This is a genomic window from Streptomyces atratus (assembly GCF_014648655.1).
GTDB classification, from domain to species: domain Bacteria; phylum Actinomycetota; class Actinomycetes; order Streptomycetales; family Streptomycetaceae; genus Streptomyces; species Streptomyces atratus.
In genome coordinates, this window is record NZ_BMRN01000011.1 from 143626 (window position 1) to 167120 (window position 23495).

General features: G+C 69.7%; 22 protein-coding genes, 1 tRNA gene and 1 pseudogene. 11 read left to right on the forward strand and 13 right to left on the reverse strand.

Going from position 1 to position 23495, the window contains the following annotated elements; genetic code table 11:
- Positions 1-42 precede the first annotated feature (42 nt).
- The 4 genes from IEZ15_RS20400 to sp36 all read right to left on the reverse strand — a co-directional run bounded on the left by IEZ15_RS20400 (position 43) and on the right by sp36 (position 2674).
- The gene (locus IEZ15_RS20400; RefSeq protein ID WP_189278707.1) at positions 43-873 is read right to left on the reverse strand and encodes an MBL fold metallo-hydrolase; all 831 of its coding nucleotides are present in this window, start codon (positions 871-873) and stop codon (positions 43-45) included.
- Positions 870-1778 carry an NUDIX hydrolase gene (locus tag IEZ15_RS20405; RefSeq protein ID WP_189278709.1) on the reverse strand — a complete coding sequence of 303 codons (909 nt, stop codon included), beginning with the start codon at positions 1776-1778 and terminating at the stop codon, positions 870-872. The genes IEZ15_RS20400 and IEZ15_RS20405 overlap by 4 nt, the downstream gene beginning before the upstream one ends.
- Before the next feature lie 267 nt (positions 1779-2045).
- Entirely contained in the window at positions 2046-2516 is a 471-nt protein-coding gene (locus IEZ15_RS20410) for a RidA family protein (RefSeq protein WP_114245273.1), read from the reverse strand.
- Positions 2516-2674, reverse strand: coding sequence for a Sp36 family protein (sp36, locus tag IEZ15_RS20415; RefSeq protein ID WP_003967454.1), 159 nt, complete (start codon positions 2672-2674; stop codon positions 2516-2518). Before sp36 ends, IEZ15_RS20410 begins: the two co-directional genes overlap by 1 nt.
- Positions 2675-2745: 71 nt before the next feature.
- On the opposite strand from sp36, the gene bagA reads away from it, so the two are divergent.
- Positions 2746-3744: an ATPase BagA gene (bagA, locus tag IEZ15_RS20420; protein WP_189278711.1), complete on the forward strand. Its 999-nt coding sequence runs from the start codon at positions 2746-2748 to the stop codon at positions 3742-3744.
- Positions 3741-5120, forward strand: coding sequence for an ATPase BagB (gene bagB / locus IEZ15_RS20425; RefSeq protein WP_189278713.1), 1380 nt, complete (start codon positions 3741-3743; stop codon positions 5118-5120). The genes bagA and bagB overlap by 4 nt, the downstream gene beginning before the upstream one ends.
- A 13-nt stretch (positions 5121-5133) precedes the next feature.
- Here bagB and IEZ15_RS20430 read toward each other — a convergent pair whose 3' ends face one another.
- Positions 5134-5484: a WhiB family transcriptional regulator gene (locus IEZ15_RS20430; RefSeq protein WP_176740522.1), complete on the reverse strand. Its 351-nt coding sequence runs from the start codon at positions 5482-5484 to the stop codon at positions 5134-5136.
- Positions 5485-5870: 386 nt separating this feature from the next.
- Here IEZ15_RS20430 and IEZ15_RS20435 point away from each other — a divergent pair, with 386 nt between their 5' ends.
- A complete protein-coding gene (locus tag IEZ15_RS20435; protein WP_189278716.1) occupies positions 5871-8144 on the forward strand; it encodes a transglycosylase domain-containing protein in 2274 nt (757 codons plus the stop codon).
- A gap of 97 nt (positions 8145-8241) precedes the next feature.
- Here the strand turns inward: IEZ15_RS20435 and IEZ15_RS20440 are convergent, their stop codons facing one another.
- Positions 8242-8706 (reverse strand): GatB/YqeY domain-containing protein, encoded by a 465-nt coding sequence (locus tag IEZ15_RS20440; RefSeq protein ID WP_114245277.1) that lies wholly within the window; start codon positions 8704-8706, stop codon positions 8242-8244.
- A 79-nt stretch (positions 8707-8785) separates the two neighbouring features.
- On the opposite strand from IEZ15_RS20440, the gene IEZ15_RS20445 reads away from it, so the two are divergent.
- Together IEZ15_RS20445 and IEZ15_RS20450 are read left to right on the forward strand one after the other, a co-directional pair.
- Positions 8786-9724 (forward strand): metallophosphoesterase, encoded by a 939-nt coding sequence (locus IEZ15_RS20445; RefSeq protein WP_189278718.1) that lies wholly within the window; start codon positions 8786-8788, stop codon positions 9722-9724.
- Positions 9725-9824: 100 nt separating this feature from the next.
- Positions 9825-9898: transfer RNA gene (locus IEZ15_RS20450), tRNA-Pro, on the forward strand.
- Positions 9899-10262: 364 nt separating this feature from the next.
- Here the strand turns inward: IEZ15_RS20450 and IEZ15_RS20455 are convergent.
- The 3 genes from IEZ15_RS20455 to IEZ15_RS20465 form a co-directional block, all read right to left on the reverse strand.
- Positions 10263-12473: an MMPL family transporter gene (locus IEZ15_RS20455; RefSeq protein WP_229845998.1), complete on the reverse strand. Its 2211-nt coding sequence runs from the start codon at positions 12471-12473 to the stop codon at positions 10263-10265.
- 237 nt (positions 12474-12710) lie between these two features.
- On the reverse strand, positions 12711-12980 hold the full coding sequence (locus tag IEZ15_RS20460) for a hypothetical protein (RefSeq protein ID WP_189278721.1): 270 nt from the start codon (positions 12978-12980) through the stop codon (positions 12711-12713).
- Positions 12977-13306 (reverse strand): ArsR/SmtB family transcription factor, encoded by a 330-nt coding sequence (locus IEZ15_RS20465; protein WP_189278723.1) that lies wholly within the window; start codon positions 13304-13306, stop codon positions 12977-12979. Before IEZ15_RS20465 ends, IEZ15_RS20460 begins: the two co-directional genes overlap by 4 nt.
- Before the next feature lie 328 nt (positions 13307-13634).
- Between IEZ15_RS20465 and IEZ15_RS20470 the strand changes: the two genes are divergently transcribed.
- Positions 13635-15251 carry an MFS transporter gene (locus tag IEZ15_RS20470; RefSeq protein ID WP_189278725.1) on the forward strand — a complete coding sequence of 539 codons (1617 nt, stop codon included), beginning with the start codon at positions 13635-13637 and terminating at the stop codon, positions 15249-15251.
- A 291-nt stretch (positions 15252-15542) separates the two neighbouring features.
- Here the strand turns inward: IEZ15_RS20470 and IEZ15_RS20475 are convergent, their stop codons facing one another.
- Entirely contained in the window at positions 15543-16166 is a 624-nt protein-coding gene (locus IEZ15_RS20475) for a TIGR04282 family arsenosugar biosynthesis glycosyltransferase (protein WP_189278727.1), read from the reverse strand.
- Positions 16163-16870, reverse strand: coding sequence for a glycosyltransferase family 2 protein (locus IEZ15_RS20480; protein WP_114245280.1), 708 nt, complete (start codon positions 16868-16870; stop codon positions 16163-16165). The genes IEZ15_RS20475 and IEZ15_RS20480 overlap by 4 nt, the downstream gene beginning before the upstream one ends.
- 98 nt (positions 16871-16968) lie before the next feature.
- On the opposite strand from IEZ15_RS20480, the pseudogene IEZ15_RS20485 reads away from it, so the two are divergent.
- Positions 16969-17103 (forward strand): annotated as a pseudogene (locus IEZ15_RS20485) (DNA-binding response regulator); the annotation flags it as partial.
- A 39-nt stretch (positions 17104-17142) separates the two neighbouring features.
- Here IEZ15_RS20485 and IEZ15_RS20490 read toward each other — a convergent pair.
- Together IEZ15_RS20490 and IEZ15_RS20495 are read right to left on the reverse strand one after the other, a co-directional pair.
- A complete protein-coding gene (locus tag IEZ15_RS20490; protein WP_114245281.1) occupies positions 17143-18201 on the reverse strand; it encodes an NAD-dependent epimerase/dehydratase family protein in 1059 nt (352 codons plus the stop codon).
- A gap of 180 nt (positions 18202-18381) precedes the next feature.
- On the reverse strand, positions 18382-18885 hold the full coding sequence (locus tag IEZ15_RS20495; protein WP_114249132.1) for an FBP domain-containing protein: 504 nt from the start codon (positions 18883-18885) through the stop codon (positions 18382-18384).
- Positions 18886-19579: 694 nt separating this feature from the next.
- Between IEZ15_RS20495 and IEZ15_RS20500 the strand changes: the two genes are divergently transcribed.
- The 4 genes from IEZ15_RS20500 to IEZ15_RS20515 are packed head-to-tail and all read left to right on the forward strand — an operon-like array spanning position 19580 to position 23490.
- Complete coding sequence (locus IEZ15_RS20500) at positions 19580-20158, forward strand: hypothetical protein (protein ID WP_114249133.1); 579 nt, start codon at positions 19580-19582, stop codon at positions 20156-20158.
- A gap of 13 nt (positions 20159-20171) precedes the next feature.
- Positions 20172-21536 carry a peptidoglycan-binding domain-containing protein gene (locus IEZ15_RS20505; RefSeq protein WP_229845999.1) on the forward strand — a complete coding sequence of 455 codons (1365 nt, stop codon included), beginning with the start codon at positions 20172-20174 and terminating at the stop codon, positions 21534-21536.
- Positions 21533-22276: an ABC transporter ATP-binding protein gene (locus IEZ15_RS20510; RefSeq protein WP_189278729.1), complete on the forward strand. Its 744-nt coding sequence runs from the start codon at positions 21533-21535 to the stop codon at positions 22274-22276. The genes IEZ15_RS20505 and IEZ15_RS20510 overlap by 4 nt, the downstream gene beginning before the upstream one ends.
- Positions 22273-23490 carry an ABC transporter permease gene (locus IEZ15_RS20515; protein ID WP_189278731.1) on the forward strand — a complete coding sequence of 406 codons (1218 nt, stop codon included), beginning with the start codon at positions 22273-22275 and terminating at the stop codon, positions 23488-23490. The genes IEZ15_RS20510 and IEZ15_RS20515 overlap by 4 nt, the downstream gene beginning before the upstream one ends.
- Positions 23491-23495: the final 5 nt, after the last annotated feature.

The following is a 23495-nucleotide window of genomic DNA, read 5'->3' on the forward strand; positions in this document are numbered from 1 at the left end:
GGCCCTGCCGCACGGCGGGGCCTTGTGCATATCCGTTCCGTCCTAGATCAGCCCGTGCTCGCTGAGGTACTCCAGCTGCGCCAGAACCGAGAGTTCCGCCGCGGGCCACAGGGACCGGTCCACATCCGCGTACACCTGCGCCACCACCTCCGAGGCCGTCCGGTATCCGGCCTCGACCGCCGTCTCCACCTGGGCCAGCCGGTGCGCGCGGTGTGCGAGGTAGAACTCGACCGCGCCCTGCGCGTCCTCCAGCACCGGGCCGTGCCCCGGCAGCACCGTGTGCACGCCGTCGTCGACCGTCAGCGAACGCAGCCTCCGCAGCGAGTCGAGGTAGTCACCGAGCCGCCCGTCCGGATGCGCGACGACCGTGGTGCCGCGTCCGAGGATCGTGTCCCCCGTCAGCACCGCCCGGTCGGCGGGCAGATGGAAGGAGAGCGAATCCGCAGTGTGCCCGGGGGTCGGCACGACATGCAGCTCCAGGCCCCCGGTGGTGATCACATCGCCCGTGGTCAGGCCCTCGTCGCCGAGGCGCAGCGCCGGGTCCAGGGCGCGCACCTCGGTACGGGTCAGCTCGGCGAAGCGCGCCGCGCCCTCCGCATGGTCCGGGTGCCCGTGGGTGAGCAGGGTGAGCGCGATCCGGTGGCCCGCCCGCTCCGCGGTGTCGATGACGGCCCGCAGATGTGTGTCGTCCAGCGGGCCCGGGTCGATGACAACCGCGAGGTCGGAGTCGGGCTCGGCGACGATCCAGGTGTTGGTGCCGTCCAGCGTCATCGCCGAGGCGTTGGGTGCGAGGACGTTGACGGTACGGGTGGTGGCGGGTCCGGACAGCACCCCGCCGCGTGGCTGGCCGGGCAGCGCGGCCGCGTCGCTCATACGGCTTCGCCTCCCGCGCCACCTGCACCTGTCGGCCCGCTCGGGATGTGCTTGGTGAACTCGTCGTGTCCCGGCCAGCTCAGCACCAACTCGTCGCCCTCCAGACGCGCCTGTGCCAGTACGGGGGTGAGGTCCTGGTAATCCGCCGCCTTCAGGGCCTCGGCGGCTGTCCCGTACGGCCTGAGCGCCCGCAGCGTCGACACGGTCGGCGGCATCATCAGCAACTCGCCCCTGTCGTACCCGTCGGCGGCCTCTCCGGGCGCTGTCCACACCGTGCGGTCGGCCTCCGTGGAGGCGTTGCGGGTGCGCTGGCCCTCGGGGAGCGCGGCGACGAAGAACCAGGTGTCGTAGCGGCGCGGTTCGAACTCGGGGGTGATCCAGCGCGCCCAGGCACCCAGCAGATCGGAGCGCAGCACCAGACCGCGTCGGTCCAGGAACTCGGCGAAGGAGAGCTCGCGGCCGACCAGTGCCTCGCGGTCGGCCTCCCAGTCGGCGCCGGTGATGTCGCTGACGACCGTGTCGGCGGTCGGGCCGGCGAGGAGGACACCCGCCTCCTCGTACGTCTCACGGACCGCCGCGCAGACGATGGCCTGCGCCTCGGCCGGTGTACCGACGCCGAGCCGCTCGGCCCAGCTCTCCAGCGCGGGTCCGGCCCAGCCGACGAGCCGGTCGTCGTCGCGCGGGTCGACCCCGCCACCCGGATAGGCGTACGCCCCTCCGGCAAAGGCCATGGAGGCTCGGCGGCGCAGCATGTGGACGGCGGGGCCGCCCCCGGTGCCAGCGGCAGGATCCCGGAGCAGCATCACGGTGGCAGCCCGCTTCGGGGTCGCGGCCGTCAGCTCGCCTGCGGCGAGTGCCCGGATCCGGTCGGGCCATTCCGGTGGGTACCACTGACCATTGGACATGGCCGGAGGCTATCCGGAACCGCGACGATGTTCGAGAGGCACATTGATCCGTACATGCCCCGTACACACATGATCCCGCCCGGTCATCACGACCGGACGGGATCGGAGAATCGACAGCGGACGGCAGCGACCGCCCAAGGACCACGGCGGGCGTACGGCTCAGGCCCTGAGGACCGCAGAGCCGCGGCAGCGAGCGAGCGACCGCCTGCGATCCGCAGCGGACGCACGGCCCGGGCCCCGGCAGACCACCCTCAGCAGACCTACGGCTCAGGCCCCGACCAGCTCGACCTGGACCTCGACCTCCACCGGCGCGTCCAGCGGCAGCACCGCGACGCCCACCGCGCTGCGCGCGTGCACGCCCTTGTCGCCGAGGACCGCGCCCAGCAGCTCGCTGGCGCCGTTGATCACGGCGGGCTGCCCGGTGAAGTCGGATGCCGAGGCGACGAAACCCACGACCTTCACGACTCGCGCGATCCGGTCCAGGTCGCCCGCGACGGACTTCACGGCGGCCAGCGCGTTGAGCGCGCAGGTCTTCGCCAGTTCCTTGGCCTCGTCGGGCGTGACCTCCGCACCGACCTTGCCGGTGACGGCGAGCTTGCCGTCCACCATCGGGAGCTGGCCGGAGGTGTACACGTACACCCCCGACTGCACGGCCGGCTGGTACGAGGCCAGCGGCGGCACGACGTCCGGCAGCGTCAGCCCGAGCTCGGCGAGCTTCGCCTCTACAGCGCCCGCCACTACGCCTTCTCCCGCTTCAGGTAGGCCACGAGCTGCTCGGGGTTGTTCGGGCCGGGAACGACCTGGACCAGCTCCCAGCCGTCCTCGCCCCAGGTGTCCAGAATCTGCTTGGTCGCGTGCACGAGAAGAGGCACGGTCGCGTATTCCCACTTGGTCATGGCCCGACTGTAATGCCTGGCACGCGCAGCCTCGTGCGTAGCCCGCGGCCCGACTGGTTAGGCTCGAATACGTGAGCAGGTTCCAGGTCGTCAGCGGCAAGGGTGGTACCGGTAAGACCACGGTCGCCGCCGCCCTCGCGCTCGCCCTCGCGACCGAGGGCAGGCGGACTCTCCTCGTGGAGGTCGAGGGCAGGCAGGGCATCGCCCAGCTCTTCGAGACGGAGTCTCTTCCGTACGAGGAGCGCAAGATCGCCGTCGCGCCGGGCGGAGGCGAGGTGTACGCCCTCGCGATCGACGCCGAACGCGCCCTTCTCGACTACCTCCAGATGTTCTACAAGCTCGGCAGCGCGGGCCGGGCGCTCAAGAAGCTCGGCGCGATCGACTTCGCCACCACGATCGCGCCCGGTGTACGGGACGTGCTGCTGACCGGCAAGGCCTGCGAAGCCGTACGCCGCAAGGACAAGCAGAACCGGTACGTCTACGACTACGTGATCATGGACGCCCCGCCCACCGGGCGCATCACCCGCTTCCTCAACGTGAACGACGAGGTGGCGGGGCTGGCCCGGATCGGCCCTATACACACTCAGGCGCAGGCCGTGATGCGGGTGCTGAAGTCCCCCGAAACGGCTGTCCATCTGGTGACACTGCTCGAGGAGATGCCGGTCCAGGAGACCGCGGACGGCATCGCGGAGCTGCGGGCCGCCGAACTGCCGGTCGGCCGGGTCATCGTGAACATGGTGCGACCGCATCTGCTGGACGAGGACGCGCTGCGCACCGCCGCGGGCGGCCGCCGCAAGGAGATCGCCAGGGCGCTGACCCGGGCGGGCGTGACCGGCTCCGCGGGGCTCGTGCGCCCCCTGGTCGAGCAGGCGGCCGAGCATGCCCAGCGGGTCGAGCTGGAGCGTGAGCAGCGCGAGGTACTCGCGGGCCTGGAGCTGCCGGGGCACGAACTCCCGCTGATCGGCGAGGGCATGGACCCGGCCGGGCTCTACGACCTGGCGACCGAACTCCGCAAGCAGGGCGTGGGTGACGGGGTGGGCGAAGGGGTGGGACAAGGGGTGGATACATGACACAGGGCACGGACGCGGACACGGCCACAGACAGGGCCACCGCACTCGCACCCGCGCTGGACACCGACGCACTGCTCGACGACCCCGGCATCCGGATCGTCGTGTGCTGCGGTTCGGGCGGGGTCGGCAAGACCACGACCGCCGCGGCGCTGGGTGTACGGGCGGCCGAGCGCGGCCGTAAGGTCGTCGTCCTCACCATCGACCCGGCGCGCAGGCTCGCCCAGTCCATGGGCATCGACTCCCTGGACAACATCCCGCGCCGGGTGTCGGGCATCGACGGCGAGAGCGCCGGGGAACTGCACGCCATGATGCTCGACATGAAGCGGACGTTCGACGAGATCGTCGAGGCGCACGCGGACGGCGAACGGGCCCGCGCGATCCTGGAGAACCCCTTCTACCAGTCCCTGTCGGCCGGTTTCGCGGGCACCCAGGAGTACATGGCGATGGAGAAGCTCGGGCAGCTGCGCGCGCGCAACGCGTGGGACCTGATCATCGTCGACACCCCGCCGTCGCGCTCCGCGCTGGACTTCCTGGACGCACCGAAGCGGCTCGGTTCGTTCCTGGACGGAAGGTTCATCAAGCTGCTGATGGCCCCGGCGAAGATGGGCGGCCGGGCAGGGATGAAGTTCCTCAATGTGGGCATGTCGATGATGACCGGCACCCTCGGCAAGTTGCTCGGCGGTCAGTTCCTGCGCGACGTACAGACCTTCGTGGCGGCGATGGACACCATGTTCGGCGGCTTCCGCACCCGGGCCGATGCCACGTACAAACTGCTGCAGGCGCCCGGTACGGCGTTCCTCGTCGTCGCGACACCGGAGCGGGACGCGCTGCGCGAGGCGGCGTACTTCGTGGAACGGCTGGCCGCGGAGGAAATGCCGCTGGCCGGCCTGGTGCTCAACCGTGTCCATGGCAGCGACGCCGCCCGGCTCTCTGCCGAGCTCGCACTTGCGGCCGCAGAAAATCTTGACGGGGTCGGCATTGTGGATCAGACGGCCGGGAAGGCTGGACTTCGTGACCCGGCCGACTGGTCGGTCGTCTCTCCCGAAGCCGTTGCCGATCCCGATCCTTCCGAGCACGAGGACACCGAAGACCGCGAGCCAGATCCCGAACCGGCTCCCGAAGTCGCAACCAGGACCGAGACCGTGACCGAGGACGCTTCCGTCGAGCAGCTGACCGCAGGTCTGTTGCGGCTGCACGCGGAACGGATGCAGGTGGTCGCGCGTGAACAGCGCACACGCGACCGCTTCACCGCACTGCACCCCGAGGTCGCCGTGACCCAAGTGGCCGCGCTGCCCGGTGACGTACATGACCTCGCGGGGCTTCGGGCCATCGGGCACCGGCTCGCGACCGGTTCCACCCCGGCCGGAGCTGCGTAGCCGCACGTCCGCTCTACCCCACCGCGGCGTACCTCTCGTGCAGTTCGTCGTCGTCCAGCCCGATCGCCACGGGCAGGATGCCCGTGGACTGCTCGTACTCGCTGCGTGCGGTCTCCAGCAGCCGGCGCCAGGACGTGACGGTGGGCCGCCTGCGCAGCAGTGCGCGACGCTCCCGCTCCGTCATTCCGCCCCACACGCCGAATTCGACGCGATTGTCCAGCGCATCGGCCAGGCACTCGGTCCGCACCGGGCATCCGGTGCACACCGCCTTGGCCCTGTTCTGCGCTGCCCCTTGTACGAACAGTTCATCCGGATCGGTAGTGCGGCAGGCTGCCTGCGCACTCCAGTCGGTTACCCAGCCCATCACGGCGCCGTCCTCTCCCGAATCGAGGCTCCCCCACGGCGGCAGCGGCATATTCACCGCTGCCAGTTGAGGACGTTACGGAAGGCGGCGACAGCACAACACCCCCTTCGGGCCCAATCTTGAATGGCCCGAACGGACTATGCGTATGCGGCAGATCACCCAGGGGAGTGAGGTGAGGACATAACTGAATGCCCCAGCAGAATCAGGACAGTTCACCTGGATCACAACGGACGTTCGATGACACAGGGGGAGAATTCGGGAGTGCCTGAACGCGTGGCCGGATCGCGCACGGGGGTTGATACGCAACGGGACTGCTGTGACAGTTAGGAGCAGCTTAGGCCAATGCATATACGCGTGTCCGGCGAATGAGAACGTAGGCTGCCCCCATGCCAAAGAACCGCTCGGGCGGGGGTCTCACCGCGACCCAGCAGGCCGCCAAGTTTCTCGGTGTCGCCGCACTCTCCGGAGTCGTGCTCGCGGGCATCGCGCTGCCGGCCGCCGGAGCACTGGGCCTCGCCACCAAGGGGACAGTCGAGGGATTCGACGAGATCCCGGCCAATCTCCGTACTCCACCACTGAGCCAGCGCACCACGATCCTGGACAGCAAGGGCGGAATGATCGCCTCCGTCTATTCGCGCGACCGCACGGTGGTCGAGCTGAAGGACATCTCGCCGTACATGCAGAAGGCGATAGTGGCGATCGAGGACGCCCGCTTCTACGAGCACGGGGCGATCGACCTCAAGGGCATCCTGCGCGCGCTGAACCGCAATGTGCAGGAGGGCGGGACCGCGCAGGGCGCCTCGACCCTCACCCAGCAGTACGTGAAGAACGTCTTCGTCGAGGAGGCCGGCGACGACCCGGACAAGGTCGCGCAGGCCACTCAGCAGACCATGGGCCGCAAGATCCAGGAGCTGAAGTACGCGATCCAGGTCGAGGAGAACCTCGGCAAGAAGCGCATCCTGACGAACTACCTGAACATCACCTTCTTCGGGCAGCAGGCGTACGGCGTCGAGGCCGCCTCGCAGCGCTACTTCTCCAAGCACGCGAAGGACCTGACGCTGGAGGAGTCCGCGCTGCTGGCCGGCATCGTGCAGTCGCCGAGCCGCTACGACCCGGTCAACGACACCGCCGAGGCGACCAAGCGCCGCAACACCGTGCTCCAGCGCATGGCCGACGTCGGTGACATCTCGCAGGCCGAGGCCGACAAGGCGAAGTCGAACCCGATCAAGCTGAAGGTCAAGAAGCCGCAGAACGGCTGCATCACGGCCGTCAGCGGAGCCGGTTTCTTCTGCGACTACGTACGCCAGGTCTTTCTCTCCGACCCGGTCTTCGGCAAGACCAAGGAGGACCGGGCCAAGATCTGGAACCGGGGCGGTCTGACAGTCCGGACGACGCTCGACCCGCAGTCCCAGCAGTCGGTGCAGAGCTCGATCAAGAGCCACGTCTACAAGTCGGACAAGGTCGCGACGGCTGTGACGCTGGTCCAGCCGGGCACCGGCAAGATCATGGGAATGGGCCAGTCCAAGCCGTACGGCTTCGGGTCCAACGAGACCCAGTACAACTACTCGGTCAACAAGAGCATGGGCGGCTCGAACTACGGCTTCCCGACCGGTTCGACGTTCAAGCCGTTCCTTGCCGCCGCGGCGATAGAGGGCGGCAAGCCGGCCACGCAGTCCTATCCCTCCCCGTACGAGATGGACTACCCGGACACGGTGCAGTCCTGCGGGAAGCCGTGGGTCAACGACGGCGTGCCGAAGTATCACCTGGAGAACGAGAACGAGTCCGAGAAGGGGCCGTACCCGCTGAAGGTGGCGATGGAGAAGTCCGTCAACACCTACTTCGTGCAGATGCTCCAGGACATCGGCATGTGTCCCGTCTCGAAGATGACCGACAAGCTGGGCATAGTGCAGGGCGACGGCACCAAGCTGCCGCAGAACCCGTCCACACTGACCCTCGGTTCCAATGGCCTGTCGCCGCTGACGATGGCCAGTGCCTACGCCGCCTTCGCCAACCGCGGTGCGTACTGCACACCGATCGCCATCGAGTCGGTGAAGACGGCGGACGGCACCTCGCTGCCCATACCGAAGACCACCTGCTCGCAGGCGATGTCGCAGACCACGGCGGACACCATCAACACCCTGCTGCGCGGCGTGGTCGACTCCGGTACCGGTCAGGAGGCCGGCCTCCAGAGCCGCGACAACGCGGGCAAGACCGGTACGACCGACGCCCGTAAGAACGCCTGGTTCGTCGGCTACACGCCGAACATGTCCGGCGCGGTCTGGGTCGGCAGCCCGTCCCAGAGCGTCGAGATGGAGCGCATCACCATCGGCGGCGTGTACCAGGACAAGGTGTACGGCGGACAGGTCCCCGGACCGATCTGGCGTGACGCGATGACGGGCGCCCTCAATGGAGTAACCGCCCCCGCCTTCAACACCGTCAACATCCCGGACCCGCCGGAGCGGCACGGCGATGGCGAGGACCGTGGCGAGGACCGTGGCAATGACGAGGACCATGGCAGGCCGGGTCCCGGGGGCAACAAGCCCGGCAAGAAGCCCGGGGACAAGAATCCGTTCCCCGGCATGAGCATCCCGCCGGACCTGATCGGCGGGAACACCGGCGGCCGCGACGGTCAGACCGACGGCGGTGCGCAGGGTCCCTGACCCGTACGGTTCACGCACATGAAGGTGGGGCGCCCCGGATCGATCCCGATCCGGGGCGCCCCACTTCGTACATCCCTGTCCCGTACGTCGCGCGGCCTCAGCCCGCCAGGAGCTTCTTCACCGCGGCAGCCACCCGGCCGCCGTCCGCGCGCCCCGCGACCTTCGGGTTCACGATCTTCATGACGGCGCCCATCGCCCGCGGCCCCTCGGCCCCGGCGGCCTTCGCCTCCTCGACGGCGGACGCCACGATCGCACCCAGCTCGTCGTCGCTCAGCTGCTTCGGCAGGTATGCGTCGAGCAGCTCGCCCTCCGCCTTCTCGCGCTCGGCCTGCTCGGTCCGGCCGCCCTGGGCGAAGGCCTCGGCCGCCTCGCGGCGCTTCTTCGCCTCCTTGGCGATCACCTTCTGCACCTCGTCGTCGGAGAGCTCGCGCGCCGTCTTGCCGCTGACCTCCTCCTTCGTGATGGCGGTGAGGGTCAGCCGGAGCGTGGACGAGGTCAGCTCGTCACGCGCCTTCATGGCCGTGGTGAGATCTTCCTTGAGCTTGGACTTGAGCGTGGTCATGTGCTGATTGTGGCAGGTACGGGCCGCCCACCGCCCGCCGGTTTTCTTCCCGCCGCACCGTGTCTGCGACGATGGACACATGCGCGCACGCTACGGAGTACCCCTGAAAGTCACGGCAGTCGGCGCAGCGGTCGGCGCTGTCGGCCTCGCCTACGCCGCCGGATTCGAGGCCCGCTCGTTCCGCCTGCGACGGGTTACCATCCCCGTACTCCCGTACGGGGCACGACCGTTGCGCGTACTCCAGGTCTCCGACATCCACATGGTGAGCGGCCAGCGCAAGAAGCGCGCCTGGCTGCAGTCGCTGGCCGGGCTGCGCCCGGACTTCGTCGTGAACACCGGCGACAACCTCTCGGACCCCGAGGCCGTACCCGAGCTGCTCGACGCGCTCGGTCCGCTGATGCAGTTCCCGGGTGTGTACGTCTTCGGCTCCAACGACTACTACGGCCCCAAGCTCCGCAACCCTGCCCGCTACCTCTTCGAGAAGGCCCAGGGCAAGCACGGCCTCAACGGGAACGCCCCCGCGGTCGGCGTCGTCCACAACCCGTGGGAACCGATGCGCGACGCCTTCGACGAGGCGGGCTGGCTGGGCCTGTCCAACACCCGCGGCCGCCTCAAGGTCGACGGCCTGGAGATCGCCTTCACCGGCCTGGACGACCCGCACATCAAGCGCGACCGCTACGCGGAGGTGGCGGGCGGCCCCGAGACGGGCGCCGACCTCTCCATCGGCGTGGTCCACGCCCCCTACCTGCGCTCCCTGGATGCCTTCACTGCGGAGGGCTACCCCCTGATCCTGGCCGGTCACACCCACGGCGGCCAGCTCTGCATCCCCTTCTACGGTGCCCTGGTCACCAACTGCGACCTGGACACGGACCGGGTCAAGGGCCTCTCCACCCACTCCGTCGAGGACCATCGCGCCTACCTCCACGTCTCCGCAGGCTGCGGCACCAACCGCTACACCCCGGTCCGCTTCGCCTGCCCGCCCGAGGCGACCCTGCTGACCCTGACGCCCCGGGACTGAGCACCCACGACCCTCGCGCCCTCAGCAGCGCATAAACCGGATTTCGTCTGAGGGCGCGGGTGGGCTAAAGTAATCGATGTCGCCGAGAAACCGGCGACATCGGGGTGTAGCGCAGCTTGGTAGCGCGCTTCGTTCGGGACGAAGAAGTCGTGGGTTCAAATCCCGCCACCCCGACAGATGAAACACCAGGTCAGGGGCCTGATTCATTTTATGGATCAGGCCCCTGAGTGGTTTCTGGAGATCGCTTGAGAAATCCGGGAGAAGGCCCTGGCCGTGGCCTCCCCGAGGACAGCCTGCGGTCACCTGCGAAGTGCGGCGCTTGAAGGCAGCTGTACGTATGCCATCGCGAAGCCAGTTGCCGCGTTCACCAACGACCGAGTGTCAACTCAGCGACCAGCAGGCCAGTGCGCTGCCGGCCTCGGCCATGGCGCGGCCACGACAAGCCAGGCGTTGCCGTGGCCGCCGGGTTTCAGGAGGTCCACCGCTGCCGCCGCGGCAGCGGGCCGCCGCACGGGCAGCAGACACGGCGGTCACCCGTTCAACGCCGACGACCGGCGTTGAACGGGCTGAGCCTGCCGCACCCTCGGCCGCCGCCAGCGATCGAGCCGGTCCTGCGGCTCCAGGCCCGCTCTCCGAGCAGGGACATCGCGGCAGGCAGCAGCACGCCACGTACAACGGTGGCGTCGATGAGGATGGCCAGTGCCATGCCGAGGCCCAGCATCTTGTACTCGATGGCGGACAAGGTCATGAAGACCGTGAAGACACCGGTCATGATGAGCGCCGCACTACTGACGACGCCCGCACTGGCCGCTATGCCTCCGACGACCGCCTCACGCGGCTCCGTGCCCGCGAGCCAACGTTCCCTGATCCGGCTGAGGATGAAGATGTGGTAGTCCATGCTCAGGCCGAACAGGATGATGAACATGAACAGCGGTAGCCAGCTCACCACTCCCCCGTAGGAGTTGAACCCCAGGAGCGACTCCAGGTTGCCGTCCTGGAAGACCAGGGTCAACACCCCGTAAGCAGCGCCGATGGACAGCAGATTGAGCAGGATCGAAGCCGGCGGGATGGTCCATGACCGGAACGTCACCGCGAGCAGGAGGAACGCGAGGCCGAGGATGAACGCGAAGACGATCGGGGTCCGGCTGTTCACCTGCTTCGCGAAGTCGTGCGGCATGGCGGTCCTGCCCGCAACCGCGTAGTCGACACCCCGCACCGTGCCGAGAGTCGAGGGGAGAACCTGGTCGCGCAGGGTCGCCAGGGCCCGATTCGCAACGGGATCGGTGACGGCGCCCTCCAGCGGCACGCGTACCACCATCGCGTCGCCGACCGGCACGACCGTGATCGGTTCCCGCAGCGCACCGTGGCCGACGGCGGCCTGCTCGTGGAGCCCGTCGATCGCCTCTCGTACCTCGGGGGTGTCGGCCGACGTACCGTCTGCACGGTCGAAGACCACCCGGGCCGCGGTCGCGGACCCCGGGAACTCCTGCTGCATGGCGGTCGCGGCGTCCACCGCGGTCGAGACACCGGGCGGCAGGCTGGCGGTCACTGCGGCGTCCTGCAACCGGATCCCGAGCGCGGGCAGCGTCATGAGCAGCAGGGCCACGGCTGCCGTAGCGCCGGCCGCCACGGGCCGGCGTACGACCGCCCGTGCCACCCGCCTCCAGAGGTGCGACTCCTTCGCCGCGATCCTGCGGCGGCCGAGCCAAGGGATACGAGCCTTGTCGACCCGGTCGCCGAGTGCGGCGAGCAGCGCGGGCAGGACCGTCACGGAGCCGAGCACCGCGAGGCCGACCACCAGGACGGTGCCTGCGGTCAGGCCCTTGAAGACATCCACACCGGTGAACAGCAGGCCGGTCATGCAGACCATCACGGTCAGGCCGGACGCCACGACGGCATGGCCCGAGGTGCGTGCCGTTATCCGCAGCGCCTCCCGCACGTCGTGCCCGGCGGCCCGTTCCTCCCGCACCCGACGTAGGTAGAACAGCGAGTAGTCGATGCCGACAGCCATGCCGATCAGCAACACGATGGCGGAAGCGGCGCTGTTGAACGGTACCCACTGGCTGACGAGTTGCAGCAGCCCGAACGCGGCCGCCACGGTGGTCGCCGACAGCAGCAGTGGGATGCCGGCGGCGATGAGAGAGCCGAAGGCGACGAGCAGGATCAGGAGCGTCAGCGGTAGAGAGGTCGTCTCGGCGCGCTTGAGGTCGTCCTTGATTCCGTCGTTGACCGCCTCGGAGAGGCTGTGGTCGCCCGCCTGGGCGAACCGTACCCGCGGATGGCTCTCCTGCACCTGCTTCACGGCCTTCACCGCAGCCGTGTAGTGGGCCTTGAACTGTCCCTCGTTGCCTGCCACTTCGAAGGTGATCAGACCGGAGCGGCCGTCCTGTGACACCCAGCGCTCACCGTGCGCCACCAGCGGGGAACCGACATCGCGCACCGCGCCCGGTGTCCGGCGCAGCTCGGCCACCAAATCCCCCGCGGCCTCGCGCAGTTCGGGGTCGTCCACGAACCGGTGGTCGCCGCCGGCGTCACGCGACTGGATCAGCACGTTCTCCCGGATGGAGTCGCCGCTGCCCTGCGCCTGCACCATCTGCTGGGCACGGCCTGCCTCTCCGGGATCGACCGAGCGGGCGCCGTCCCCCGTCGCAAGTGCGCTGGACAGTAAGGCGACCACGACGAGTGCGAGCCACCCGGCGATCACCAGGGCGCGGTGCCGGGTGGACCAGCCCGCGACAGCCGCTATCACGCCGGGACGGTCGGGCCCGGCCGTATCGGAGCGGGGCGGTAAGCCCCCTGCGCCCGTATCGGGGCCGTCGGGCGGGCGGGGGGCGGACTTGCTCCTGGGCAGCATGAGCTGCTCTCCTCTTCATTGGTGGGGTGTTCCTGCGCAAACTCGCCTGCGGCGAGGTGGTTCGTCTCTCCATGCCTGGGCCGTCGAGTTGCCGCTCGACGGCCCAGGGCTCTGTCGGAGCCCCCGCGCGGGTTACTCGACGTCCTTGAGGACCCGCTCGATCGAGTCCGTACGGCTCTGCAGTTCGGAGACCTGGCCACCGATCTCGGCCAGTTGTCGCTCGATGTTCTGCTGCCCGGTGACAGCGGCTTCGGCGAGCTTCTTGTACTCGCTCTCGCGCGCCAGCTGAGCCTTGGCCCGCAAGCTGATGGCGCCCTGCCAGATGATCGTGACAACCACGGCGATGAGCAGGACGAAGATGCCGATGGTTCCGATGACTTCCTGCCACTCGTGATCGTTCATCGCTGTGATCCCTTCTCGATGGTCAGCGTCTCGACGGCGTTCTCGATGCACTCCGGTGTCAGGTGGACCGAGAAAGGGCTCACCTCGTAGAACTTCATCGCTTTTCCGTCCTCCGACAGCTCCAGCCGGGAGGAGACCAGACCGGCCGCCTCCAGCTTTTTCAGATGGACCTGGAGCAGCGCCCTGCTGATGTCCAGCTCGCGCGCCAGTTGGCTCACGTAGTTCCGTCCCCCCACGAGGGCCGCAACGACCCGCAGCCTGTGCGGGTTGGACAGGGTGGCCAGCACCCGCACCAGGTCGTCGCCCGTCGGCGTGCGGTCTCTCATGTCAACATCCAGCACATGCCAAAAAATGTTAGCAGGTGCCTTCTCGTGTGAGCATGGGAAATGCGACCACTGCTCTCTTCGATTGCGTCGCGTAGGCCACGAGGCGATCGGCCGCCGAGGCGAGCAGCGCCTTCACCCCCCGGCCGGGTCGGGCAGAGACCCCTCGTCCATGGCTTCGGCGCGCCTCCTCAGTACGGACGCCGCTCAATAGCGAGGCCCCATGGCAGCTCCCGCCCAAAGCCGCTACGCCGACCTCACGCCTGCCAACCGGTTGATCTCCATGGCGGGTCGCGGATCCGCCCGCCGGGGCGGCTGGGACGATTCGCCCATGGCACCCAGGGCAGGCACTGCTCCGAGTTCGGCAACGGCGCGACTCGTCCTGTTGACGCTCGCTGCCGGTCAGTTCCTGATGGCGCTCGACAGCTCTGTCATGAACGTCTCGATCGCGACCGTGGCCGACGACGTGGGCACGACGGTGACGGGTATCCAAGGGGCCATCACGGCATACACCCTCGTGATGGCGATGTTCATGATCCCCGGAGGTAAGGCCGGGGCGCTGATCGGCCGCAAACGCGCGTTCGTGATCGGTTGCGGCATCTACGGCTGCGGATCCCTCATCACGGCGCTCGCGCCCAACCTGCCTGTGCTGCTGCTCGGCTGGTCGTTCCTCGAGGGGGTCGGAGCGGCGCTCATCCTCCCCGCGATCGTGGCGCTCGTGGCCGGCAACTTCGCCACGGAACGTCGTCCTGCGGCCTACGGACTCGTCGCGGCAGCAGGGGCCGTGGCGATCGCGCTCGGGCCTCTCATCGGGGGTGTCGCCACGACGTACTTCTCGTGGCGGTGGGTCTTCGCCGGGGAGGTCTTGGTGGTCCTCGGCATCCTGGTGCTTGCCCGTCGCATCGCTGACACTGCGAGCGACGAACGCCCACGCATCGATCTCGTCGGCGCCGCGCTCTCCGCGCTCGGGCTCGGGATCTTCGTCTACGGGGTGCTCCGCTCGGACGAATGGGGCTGGTTCAGGCCGAAGCCCGACGCGCCTTCGTGGCTCGGGGTTTCCCTGGTCGTGTGGTTGATGCTGGCAGGGCTGCTTCTGGTCTGGCTCTTCCTCCGCCGGGAGGCCCGACTCGTGGAGCAGCGCAGGGAGCCGCTCATTCACCCATCCATGTTGGAGAACAAACAGCTCACCGGCGGGCTGACGATGTTCTTCTTCCAGTACCTCGTGCAGATGGGCGTGTTCTTCGTCGTACCGCTCTATCTGTCGGTTGCGCTGGGCCTGTCCGCGCTCACGACCGGTGCCCGCCTCCTGCCGCTCTCGATCACGCTGCTGGCTGCCGCAGTCCTGATCCCACGCTTCTTCCCCGACGTCTCGCCGCGGCGCGTGGTGCGGCTCGGGGTTCTCGCGTTGCTCACGGGCGCCGTCGCCCTGATGGCCGCGCTCGATGCAGACGCCGGTGCGGAAATCGTCACCATCCCACTCCTGTTGATCGGGCTAGGCATGGGATCGCTGGCGTCCCAGCTCGGGTCAGTCACCGTGTCCGCAGTGCCGGAGCAGCAGAGCGCAGAAGTCGGCGGCGTCCAGAACGCCGTCACCAACCTCGGCGCCTCGCTCGGAACCGCACTCGCCGGGTCGATCATGATCGCCGCGCTCACGTCCTCGTTCCTGGCCAACGTCGAACAGAATCCGGCGGTCCCGGCCGGCGTCAAGAGCAAGGCGACCGTCGAGCTCCGAAGCGGAGCAACCTTCCTGTCGGACGCCCAGCTCAAGACCGCCCTCGAAGAGGCCGGCACAAGCACGGAGGTGACTCGGGCGACGCTCGACGCGAACGCCGAAGCGAGGCTCGACGGCCTGCGCGCCGCACTCGCCATCCTCGCCCTCGCCGCTGTCCTCGCGATGTTCTTCACCCACCGGATCCCGACGTCCCAGCCCCGGTCGACGGAGCCATAGCCGCTGACACAGGTCACCAGCCGCCCCGGTCCGCACCCGATGTCGAGCACTGGGCCCCGGCACCGGGCCGGCACACTGCTGTCGGCACTGTGCGCCGCCGCACACCAGCGCTCGATCTCCAGGGGCGGCAACCAGCCGTCACCACGTCACAGGAAGAGCGGGCCGCGCCCGGAACGCAGGGCGCGGTCGTACGGGTCGGCCCGCCGGGCCCGAAGCGGATCCAAGGACCGCGCGGATGCCCGGGAGCCGACGGCCCGACGGATTCCACCGGCCGCGCCGGCTCCAGGGCGCTCACCTGACGCCTGTCCCGGTCAGCGCCGCGTACAGCACGGCGAAACGGCTGCCCGGGACCTTCCCGGCCACCGCCAGGGCGTCGGCGGCGGTATCCACGTCCCGCAGCGCCGGCAGGTCCCGGACGGTGAGACCGGCCTCCGTCAGCCGACGGCGCTGCACCCTCCCGGTCTCCGGTACGGACATGGGGACACCGCGCAGCAGTTCCGGGTCCGGCGCGGCGAGTCCGAGGGCCCAGAAGCCGCCGTCGTGCGCCGGCCCGAACCAGGCGTCGCAACGACCGAATTCCAGTCCGGTGGCCAGGAGTGCCGGAGTCACCTGCGGGGTGTCCATTCCGATCAGCAGTGTCGGCCCGGTACATCGGACGAAGGCCGCGGCCAGCCGTTCGTCGAGCCCTCCCGGGGACTGCGGCACCACCTCGAAGCCGACGGGCAGCCAGGCGCCGGGATTCCCCGCCAGGACCAGGACTCGGCGGTCGGCGGGCGTGGCGAGCACCGCCTCCAGAGTGTCGGCGAGCGCGGCCTCGGCGAGCCGGGCCGCCTCCGAGGGGCTGAAGGGCGGAGTGAGCCGGGTCTTCACCCGGCCCGGCACCGGCTCCTTGGCGATGACCAGCACGGTGCTCACCGGGCCGCCTCCAGCGGCTCCTCGCCCAGCACCTTCCGCATGTCCCGTACCGCGTGCCAGGTGCCCCGCCACGTTCCGGTGACCTTCGACTTCCCCGTGCGGGGCAGATACGGGACGTCCCTCTCCCGCACCCGCCAGCCGGCGTCGGCGGCGCGCACCACCATCTGGAGCGGGTAGCCGCTGCGCCGGTCGGTGAGGCCGAGGGAAAGCAGCGCCTCGCGGCGCGCGGCCCGCATCGGGCCGAGGTCGTGCAGGCGCAGACCGGTGCGACGGCGCAGCATCCGGGCGAGAGCGAGGTTGCCCGCGCGGGCGTGCGGGGGCCAGGCCCCGCGAGACTGCGGACGCCGCCGCCCCAGAACCAGGTCGGCTTCTCCTGAGGCCACTTGGGCCGCGAAGGAGGTGAGCAGGCCGGGGTCGAGCGAGGCGTCGCAGTCACAGAAGCAGACGATGTCCGCGTCCGCCGCGAGCAGGCCCGCATGGCAGGCGGCGCCGAAGCCCCGCCTCGGCTCGCTCACCACGGTGGCACCGAGAGAACGGGCGATCTCCGGGGATCCGTCGGTCGATCCGTTGTCGACGACGATCGGCCGCCAGCCGGGCGGGATCCGTTCCAGGACCCAGGGCAGGGCCCCTGCCTCGTCCAGACAGGGCAGGACAACGTTCACCGCGTACGGGGCCGCGGAATTCGAGTCGGTCACGGATTTCACCGTACGAATCCGAACCGGGCAGAAGGCATCCGAAGTCCTTACGAAACGCGGACATCGCTCCCCTGCGCCACTTCGGTGCGTCCGTCGGCCGGAGCCCGGTGCGAGGCGGCCCCGTGCACACAGCGCAGCACGTCCTGGTCGTGGACGACGATCCGACCGTCGCCGAAGTGTTGACCGGCTGTCCGGAGCGCGCGGGCTTCACCGTGGACCGGGCCGCCGACGGCCCGGCCGCGCCGACGTGCGGAACGTGACGGGCGGCTGCCGCTTCGAGGTCATCCTCCCCGCAGCCGGCTCGTAGCGAACTCGGCCATGCCCTCGGCGAATCCGACCTCGGGCCGCCAGCCCAGCTCCGACTTCAGACGACTGGAGTCGGCCGTGATGTGCCGTACGTCCCCGAGCCGGAACTCCCCGGTCACCACCGGGGACGGCCCGCCGTGCCCGGCCGCGAGGGCCGCCGCCATCTCTCCCACCGTGTGCGGATCGCCGCTGCCGGTGTTGTACGAGGTCAGAGCTCCGGGCACCCGGACGTCGATGGCTTCGAGCGCCACCGCGTTGGCTGCGGCCACGTCCCGGACATGGACGAAGTCCCGGCGCTGTCCGCCGTCCTCGAAGACCCTGGGCGCCTCCCCCCGTGCGAGTGCCGAACGGAAGAGGGAAGCCACTCCGGCGTAAGGGGTGTCTCGGGGCATCCGAGGGCCGTAGACGTTGTGGTAGCGCAAGGACACCGCACGACCACCGGTGGTACGGGCCCATGCGGCCGCCAGGTGTTCCTGGGCCAGCTTGGTCGTCGCGTAGACATTGCGCGGATCAGCCGGCGCGTCCTCCCCCACCAGCCCGGGCGACAGCTCCGCACCGCACTGTGGGCACAGCGGCTCGAACCGCCCCGACACCAGATCCTGCTCGGCGCGCGGACCGGGCCGCACCCACCCGTGGCTCGGGCACTCGTAGCGCCCCTCGCCGTACACGACCATCGACCCGGCGAGCACCAGCCGCTCCACCCCGGTCTCCGCCATCGCGGCGAGCAGCACGGCGGTCCCGAGATCGTTGCAACCCACGTAGTCGGGCGCGTCCGCGAAGTCCTTTCCGAGACCGACCATCGCGGCCTGATGGCACACCGCGTCCATCCCGCTCAACGCCTGCCGCACCACGTCCCGGTCTCGTACGTCCCCGCGCACCCACGCGGCACCGCCCAGCTCCGGCGGCCCGGTCACGCTCCGGTGCGCGGTCGGGAGCAGGCTGTCCAGCACGACCGGTTCGTGCCCACGGGAGATCAGGGTCTTGACGATGTGCGACCCGATGAACCCCGCACCACCGGTCACAAGTACACGCATGCGCCCCACCGTACGGACCGGGCGGCGCCGCGTCCCGGTACGCGCGCACGTCAGCGAGCCGTAAGAAAGCGGGCCGTCACGGCCCCGGCCCCGGCTCATTACGGCCCGGTCGGGACACCTCCCCCTCCCCGTCGGACGTTTTTGCTTCCTTACGGGGTGACGGGCTGTGCTCGTGAGGGCTTACGCCGCGGCGACCTTGGCCGCGAAGGCATCCAGATTGCCCGACATGCGCGCGAGGCGCTCGTCCAGCGTCAGGGACTCCTCGTACCGCCCGGAACGCAGCTTCGGCTGCCGCTTGCCCCGCAGATACAGAGGGCAGGCGAGGTCCGCGCAGATGTAGATACCGACTGTGTTGCCCTCGCGGCCCCGGGCGCCCGCCAAGGGGGCAGCGAGCAGGGTGACCCCGGAGGAGGCGTGACCTGTCAGGCAGATCTGGCACATGCTGGACTTCACGGCGCTGGTACGCCTCACGGAGGGTATACGCAGAGATATCCCCAGCGGACCCTGTGCGCGGGACACCACGAGGTGTGCCCGCAGCGGCGCTCCAGGATCCACCCATCCCAAGAAGTCCAGGTCATCCCAGGGAAGTTCGTCGAAGTCGAGCGGCAGCCGAAGCCGCGCCGCCTCACCCTTGGTGCAGTTCACGAAGGATGAGCGGATCTGTTTCTCACTGAGCGGCTCCACGAGCATCGACCCTATGTCCGTCCCCGACCGGCCCGCATCTCAATATCCCGGTGCGGTGAGCGCCCGGCCGAGGGGCGGCCTTCTCCTGGACGGTGCCCCGCCCACGGATGCCCGTGCGGCACGGATCCGGTCCGCGAAGGGGCGGATACCCGGCCTGCGGCCAGTCCCTGCCGCCTGCGTCGGGACAAGCGCTCTCGGCAACGGAAGCCCGAGATGCACCTTTCGCACTCAAATGCGAATCTGGAAGTGGCCCATCGTCCGAGATCCGTTACAGGAGGCACGATCGTGGGCAAGAAGCAGAGTCGGCAGAACCGAGGTGCCCGCACCGGCGGCCACGAACGCAGCGCTGCTCCGGAGACGAAGGAACAGCCGACGCAGCGAACGGCTGCCCAGGACACGGTGCACTCGATCTCAGAACAGGTCTCCCACCGGAAGCAGCGGAGGTTCGGTCACAACTGACCCTCGTAGATCTACGACAACCGCCCTCTGTGGTGGCAACCCCGCGTCGGGGTTGCCACCACAGAGGGCGGTTGTCGTCAGGGCCGACGGTTTTGGCCGTCCGCCGGCCCGGAGCGGTCCCGGAAGAGTTCTTGATGGCTTCTTCACAGGTCCTTCATGGGCGCGGTCCTACATTCGTCGCCGTCCGGCCGGAGCGGAAGCCGGGCGACGGCCAATGTGCGAGGAGCCCATGAGCATGAGTGCGCGTCGGTGGTACGGGGGAAGGCTGCTGATCGGGGTGGTGTCGGTGGCGACGTTGACCGTGACCGGCTGCGGAGGCGGCGGCAACAGCGGGAACGAGGTCGCCTCGGCGTCGAACGGCAAGACCGGCGCCACGGCCTCCAAGAGCGGTTCGAGCGAGCTGGCCGACTATGTCGAGGGGCAGCGGAAGTGGGTCGAATGCCTGCGCGACGAAGGGTTCGACACCCCCGATCCCGACTCCAGGGGCAGGGTCGAATTCGGCGACAATTCCAAGTGGAAGCGTGATCCGAAAGCCCTCAAGGCTCAGGAGAAGTGCGCGAGCCTCAGCCTGCCCATCCCTGAGAGCGTCCTCAAGGAGCAGCGGCCCGAACTCTCCGAGGAGGAGATCGGGAAGAACCGGCGGTACGCGAAGTGCATGCAGGAGCACGGAGCGCCCGACTTCCCCGACACCGGTGCCGACGGCCACTTCCAGGAATCCCCCTGGGACTCGGCATCGGCGGGTGCCAAGCGCGCCGCGCGCGCGTGCGCCCCGGTCATCGGTATCCCGGTCGACGCACCCACACCCAAGGGCTGATGGAACCGGCGCCGTGAACGTCGTGAAGGGCACGGGCAATCAGCCGACAGCAGTGGGGGAAGACGTGACGGAGAGGGGCGCGGACGACCGGGGGGCCAGGCGCCGCAGGCGCGGACCCGTCATCCTGGGGTCCGGGATTCTGCTGGTCGCCGCGGTCGGCGTGGTCGGAGCCCTGGGGCTGGGCGGGGGCGGCGCGGGTACTGACGGTGCGGGCGGCCGGGGGACCGGCGGCCAGGCGGTGCGGGTCGCTCGGGGCACGCTGACCGACCGGACCGAGATCGACGGCCGCCTCGGGCACGGGCCTGAAGTTCCGTTCCGGATCAAGAAGAGCGGAACGGTGACCTGGCTGCCCGAATCGGACAAGATCGTGCGGCGCGGCGAGACGGTGCTACGTGTCGACGACCGCCCCGTGGTGCTGCTGTACGGCACTCTGCCCATGTATCGCGGCCTGGGCATGACGGAAGCCGAAGGTTCGGCTGCGGGAAGCGGCGCCGGCGGCGGCCACGGCGGCGACCCGGGCGGCGAGACCGCTGAGAGCAGTGACGCAGACAGCCGGCGCTCAAACGGTGCCAGTGGTGCCGAAGTCGGTCGGGGCGGCGACGCTCAGCAGCCGCCCGTGCCGCTGCACGGTATGGACGTCAACCAGTTCGAGACCAACCTCAGCGCCCTCGGCTACTCGGGCTTCACCGTGGACGAGACGTACTCCTCGCTGACCGCCGCCGCGGTCAAGCGCTGGCAGAAGGATCTCGGCCTGCCGCAGACCGGCGAGGTCGACGCCGGGGACATCGTCTACGCACCCGGTCCGGTCCGTATCGCGAGCACCGGTGTGCGGGTCGGGGCCGATGCCGTCGGCAATCCGCTGAGTTACACGAGCACCTCGCGCATGGTCGACGTGGATGCCCCCGCCTCCGACATGAACTGGGCGCGGCGGGGCAGCGAGGTCACGGTGGAGCTCCCGGACGGGCGTTCGGTCAAGGGGAAGGTCACCCGCGTGGGCAAGGACGCGTCCGCGCCCGGCGGTGGGGGCACGGGCAGTGGCGGGGGCGCGGACGGAGGCGGGGACGGCGGCTCCGGGGCGAAGGCGGCCACCGTATCCGTCGTGATCGCCTTCGACGACCAGAGCTCTCTGGGCAGGCTGGAGAGCGGGCCTGTCACGGTCCGCCATGTGGTCACCCAGCACAAGGACGTACTCACCGTTCCCGTCGCCGCCCTGGTCGCCCTGGCCGAGGGCGGCCACGGACTGGAACTCGCCGAAGGCGGCGAGGGCGGCGGTACCGGCCGCTTCGTACCGGTCAAGACCGGTCTGTTCGCCGACGGCCGGGTCGAGGTGAGCGGCCCCCAGGTCCACGAGGGCATGAAGGTGAGGATCCCCAGGTGACCTCGGCAAGACCGTCCCGCCCGTCCGGCCCGCTCCCGGGCACACCCGTCGTCGAGTTCGCGGCCGTGTCGAAGACCTACCCGGGCCGCGTCACCGCGGTCAGCGAGGTCGACCTCGCCATTACGTACGGAGAACTCGTCGCCGTCGTCGGCCACTCCGGTTCGGGGAAGTCGACCGTGCTCCATCTGATGGGCACCCTCGACCGGCCCTCGAGCGGCCGGGTGACCGTGGACGGCTACGACATCGCCGGGCTGTCCGACGGTGAGATCTCCGCACTGCGGGCGCAACGGATCGGCTTCGTGTTCCAGCAGTTCCACCTGGCCGTGGGGGTGCCCGTGCTGGACACCGTCGCCGACGGCCTGCTGTACGCGGGCGTGCCGTTGCGGGAGCGCCGCCGCAGGGCGGCTCAGGCGCTGACCCGTGTGGGGCTCGACCACCGGATCGGCCACCTCCCCCACCAGCTCTCCGGTGGCGAACGGCAGCGGGCCGCAGTCGCCCGGGCAGTGATCGGCGAGCCGGCCCTTCTGCTCGCCGACGAGCCCACCGGCAACCTCGACTCCGCCTCAGGTGTGGCGGTGCTGGAGCTCCTGTGCGAGCTGCACGCGGCCGGCACCACGGTGGTGGTCATCACGCACGACCGGGAGATGGCCGCGGTGTTCGACCGGCGGGTGGAGATGCGCGACGGCCGGATAGTCGCCGACAGCGGTCCCGTCCTGCCCCGTACGGGAACCGAGCGATGAGCCGCCCGAGGCACGGGCACGTCACCGCGCTGCGCCCCGCCCGGCTGCGACCCGCCGACATCTTCCGGCTCGGCGGAACCGGTCTGCGAACCCGCCCTCTGCGGGTGTTCCTGTCGGCGCTGGGCATTGCGATCGGTGTCGCCGCGATGGTCGCCGTCGTCGGTATCTCCAGCTCCAGCCGGGCCGAGGTCGACCGCAGACTCGACAAACTGGGGACCAATCTGTTGCGGGTCGCCCCCGGGCAGACTCCCGACGGCAGGAAGAGCAGCCTCCCCGAAGAGGCGGTGCCCATGATCGGGCGCATCGGACCGGTGCAGCAGGTGGCGGCGGTCGGCGCGATCGAGGACGCCGCGGTCTACCGCAATGAGCATGTGCCGGTCGGACGCACCAGCAGTGTTCAGGTGGCCGCGGCCGGGCCGCGGCTCCTGCCCGCGATCGGCGGGCACGTCGACACGGGCAGATGGCTCGAGTCGGCGACCGAGGACTACCCGGCCGTGGTCCTCGGCTCCCGGGCGGCCCGGCGGCTGGACGCGTACACGCCCGGGATGCGCCTGTGGCTGGGCGGGAAGTGGTTCTCCCTGGTCGGTGTGCTCGATCCGGTGCCGCTGGCGCCGGAGATCGACAACTCGGCGCTGGTCGGCTGGCGGGCCGCGCAGACGTATCTGCACTTCGACGGCCACCCGTCGAACATCTACGTACGCGCCCGGAACAGCCAGGTGACGGCCGTGCGCGATGTGCTCGCGGCGACGGCGAATCCGGCCGAACCCAACGAGGTGATGGTCTCCCGGCCCTCCGATGCGCTGGCCGCACGGGAGGCCACCGAGTCCGCGCTGACCGGGCTGCTGCTGGGCCTCGGCGGGGTCGCGCTGCTGGTGGGCGGGGTCGGCGTCGGCAACACCATGATCATTTCTGTACTGGAGAGGCGTCCGGAGATCGGTCTGCGCAGGGCGCTGGGCGCCACCGGCGGCCAGATCCGGGGCCAGTTCGTCACCGAGTCGCTGCTGCTGTCCGCGCTGGGCGGTCTCGGCGGCCTGGTGCTGGGTACTGTCATCACCGCCGGGTACGCGTATGCCCGGGGCTGGCCGACCGAGGTACCGATGTGGTCCGGGGCGGCGGGCATCGCCGTCACACTGGCGATCGGGGGGATCGCGGGCCTCTACCCGGCGGTTCGGGCCGGACGTCTCGCCCCCACTGAGGCGCTCGCGGGGGTGTGACGGGC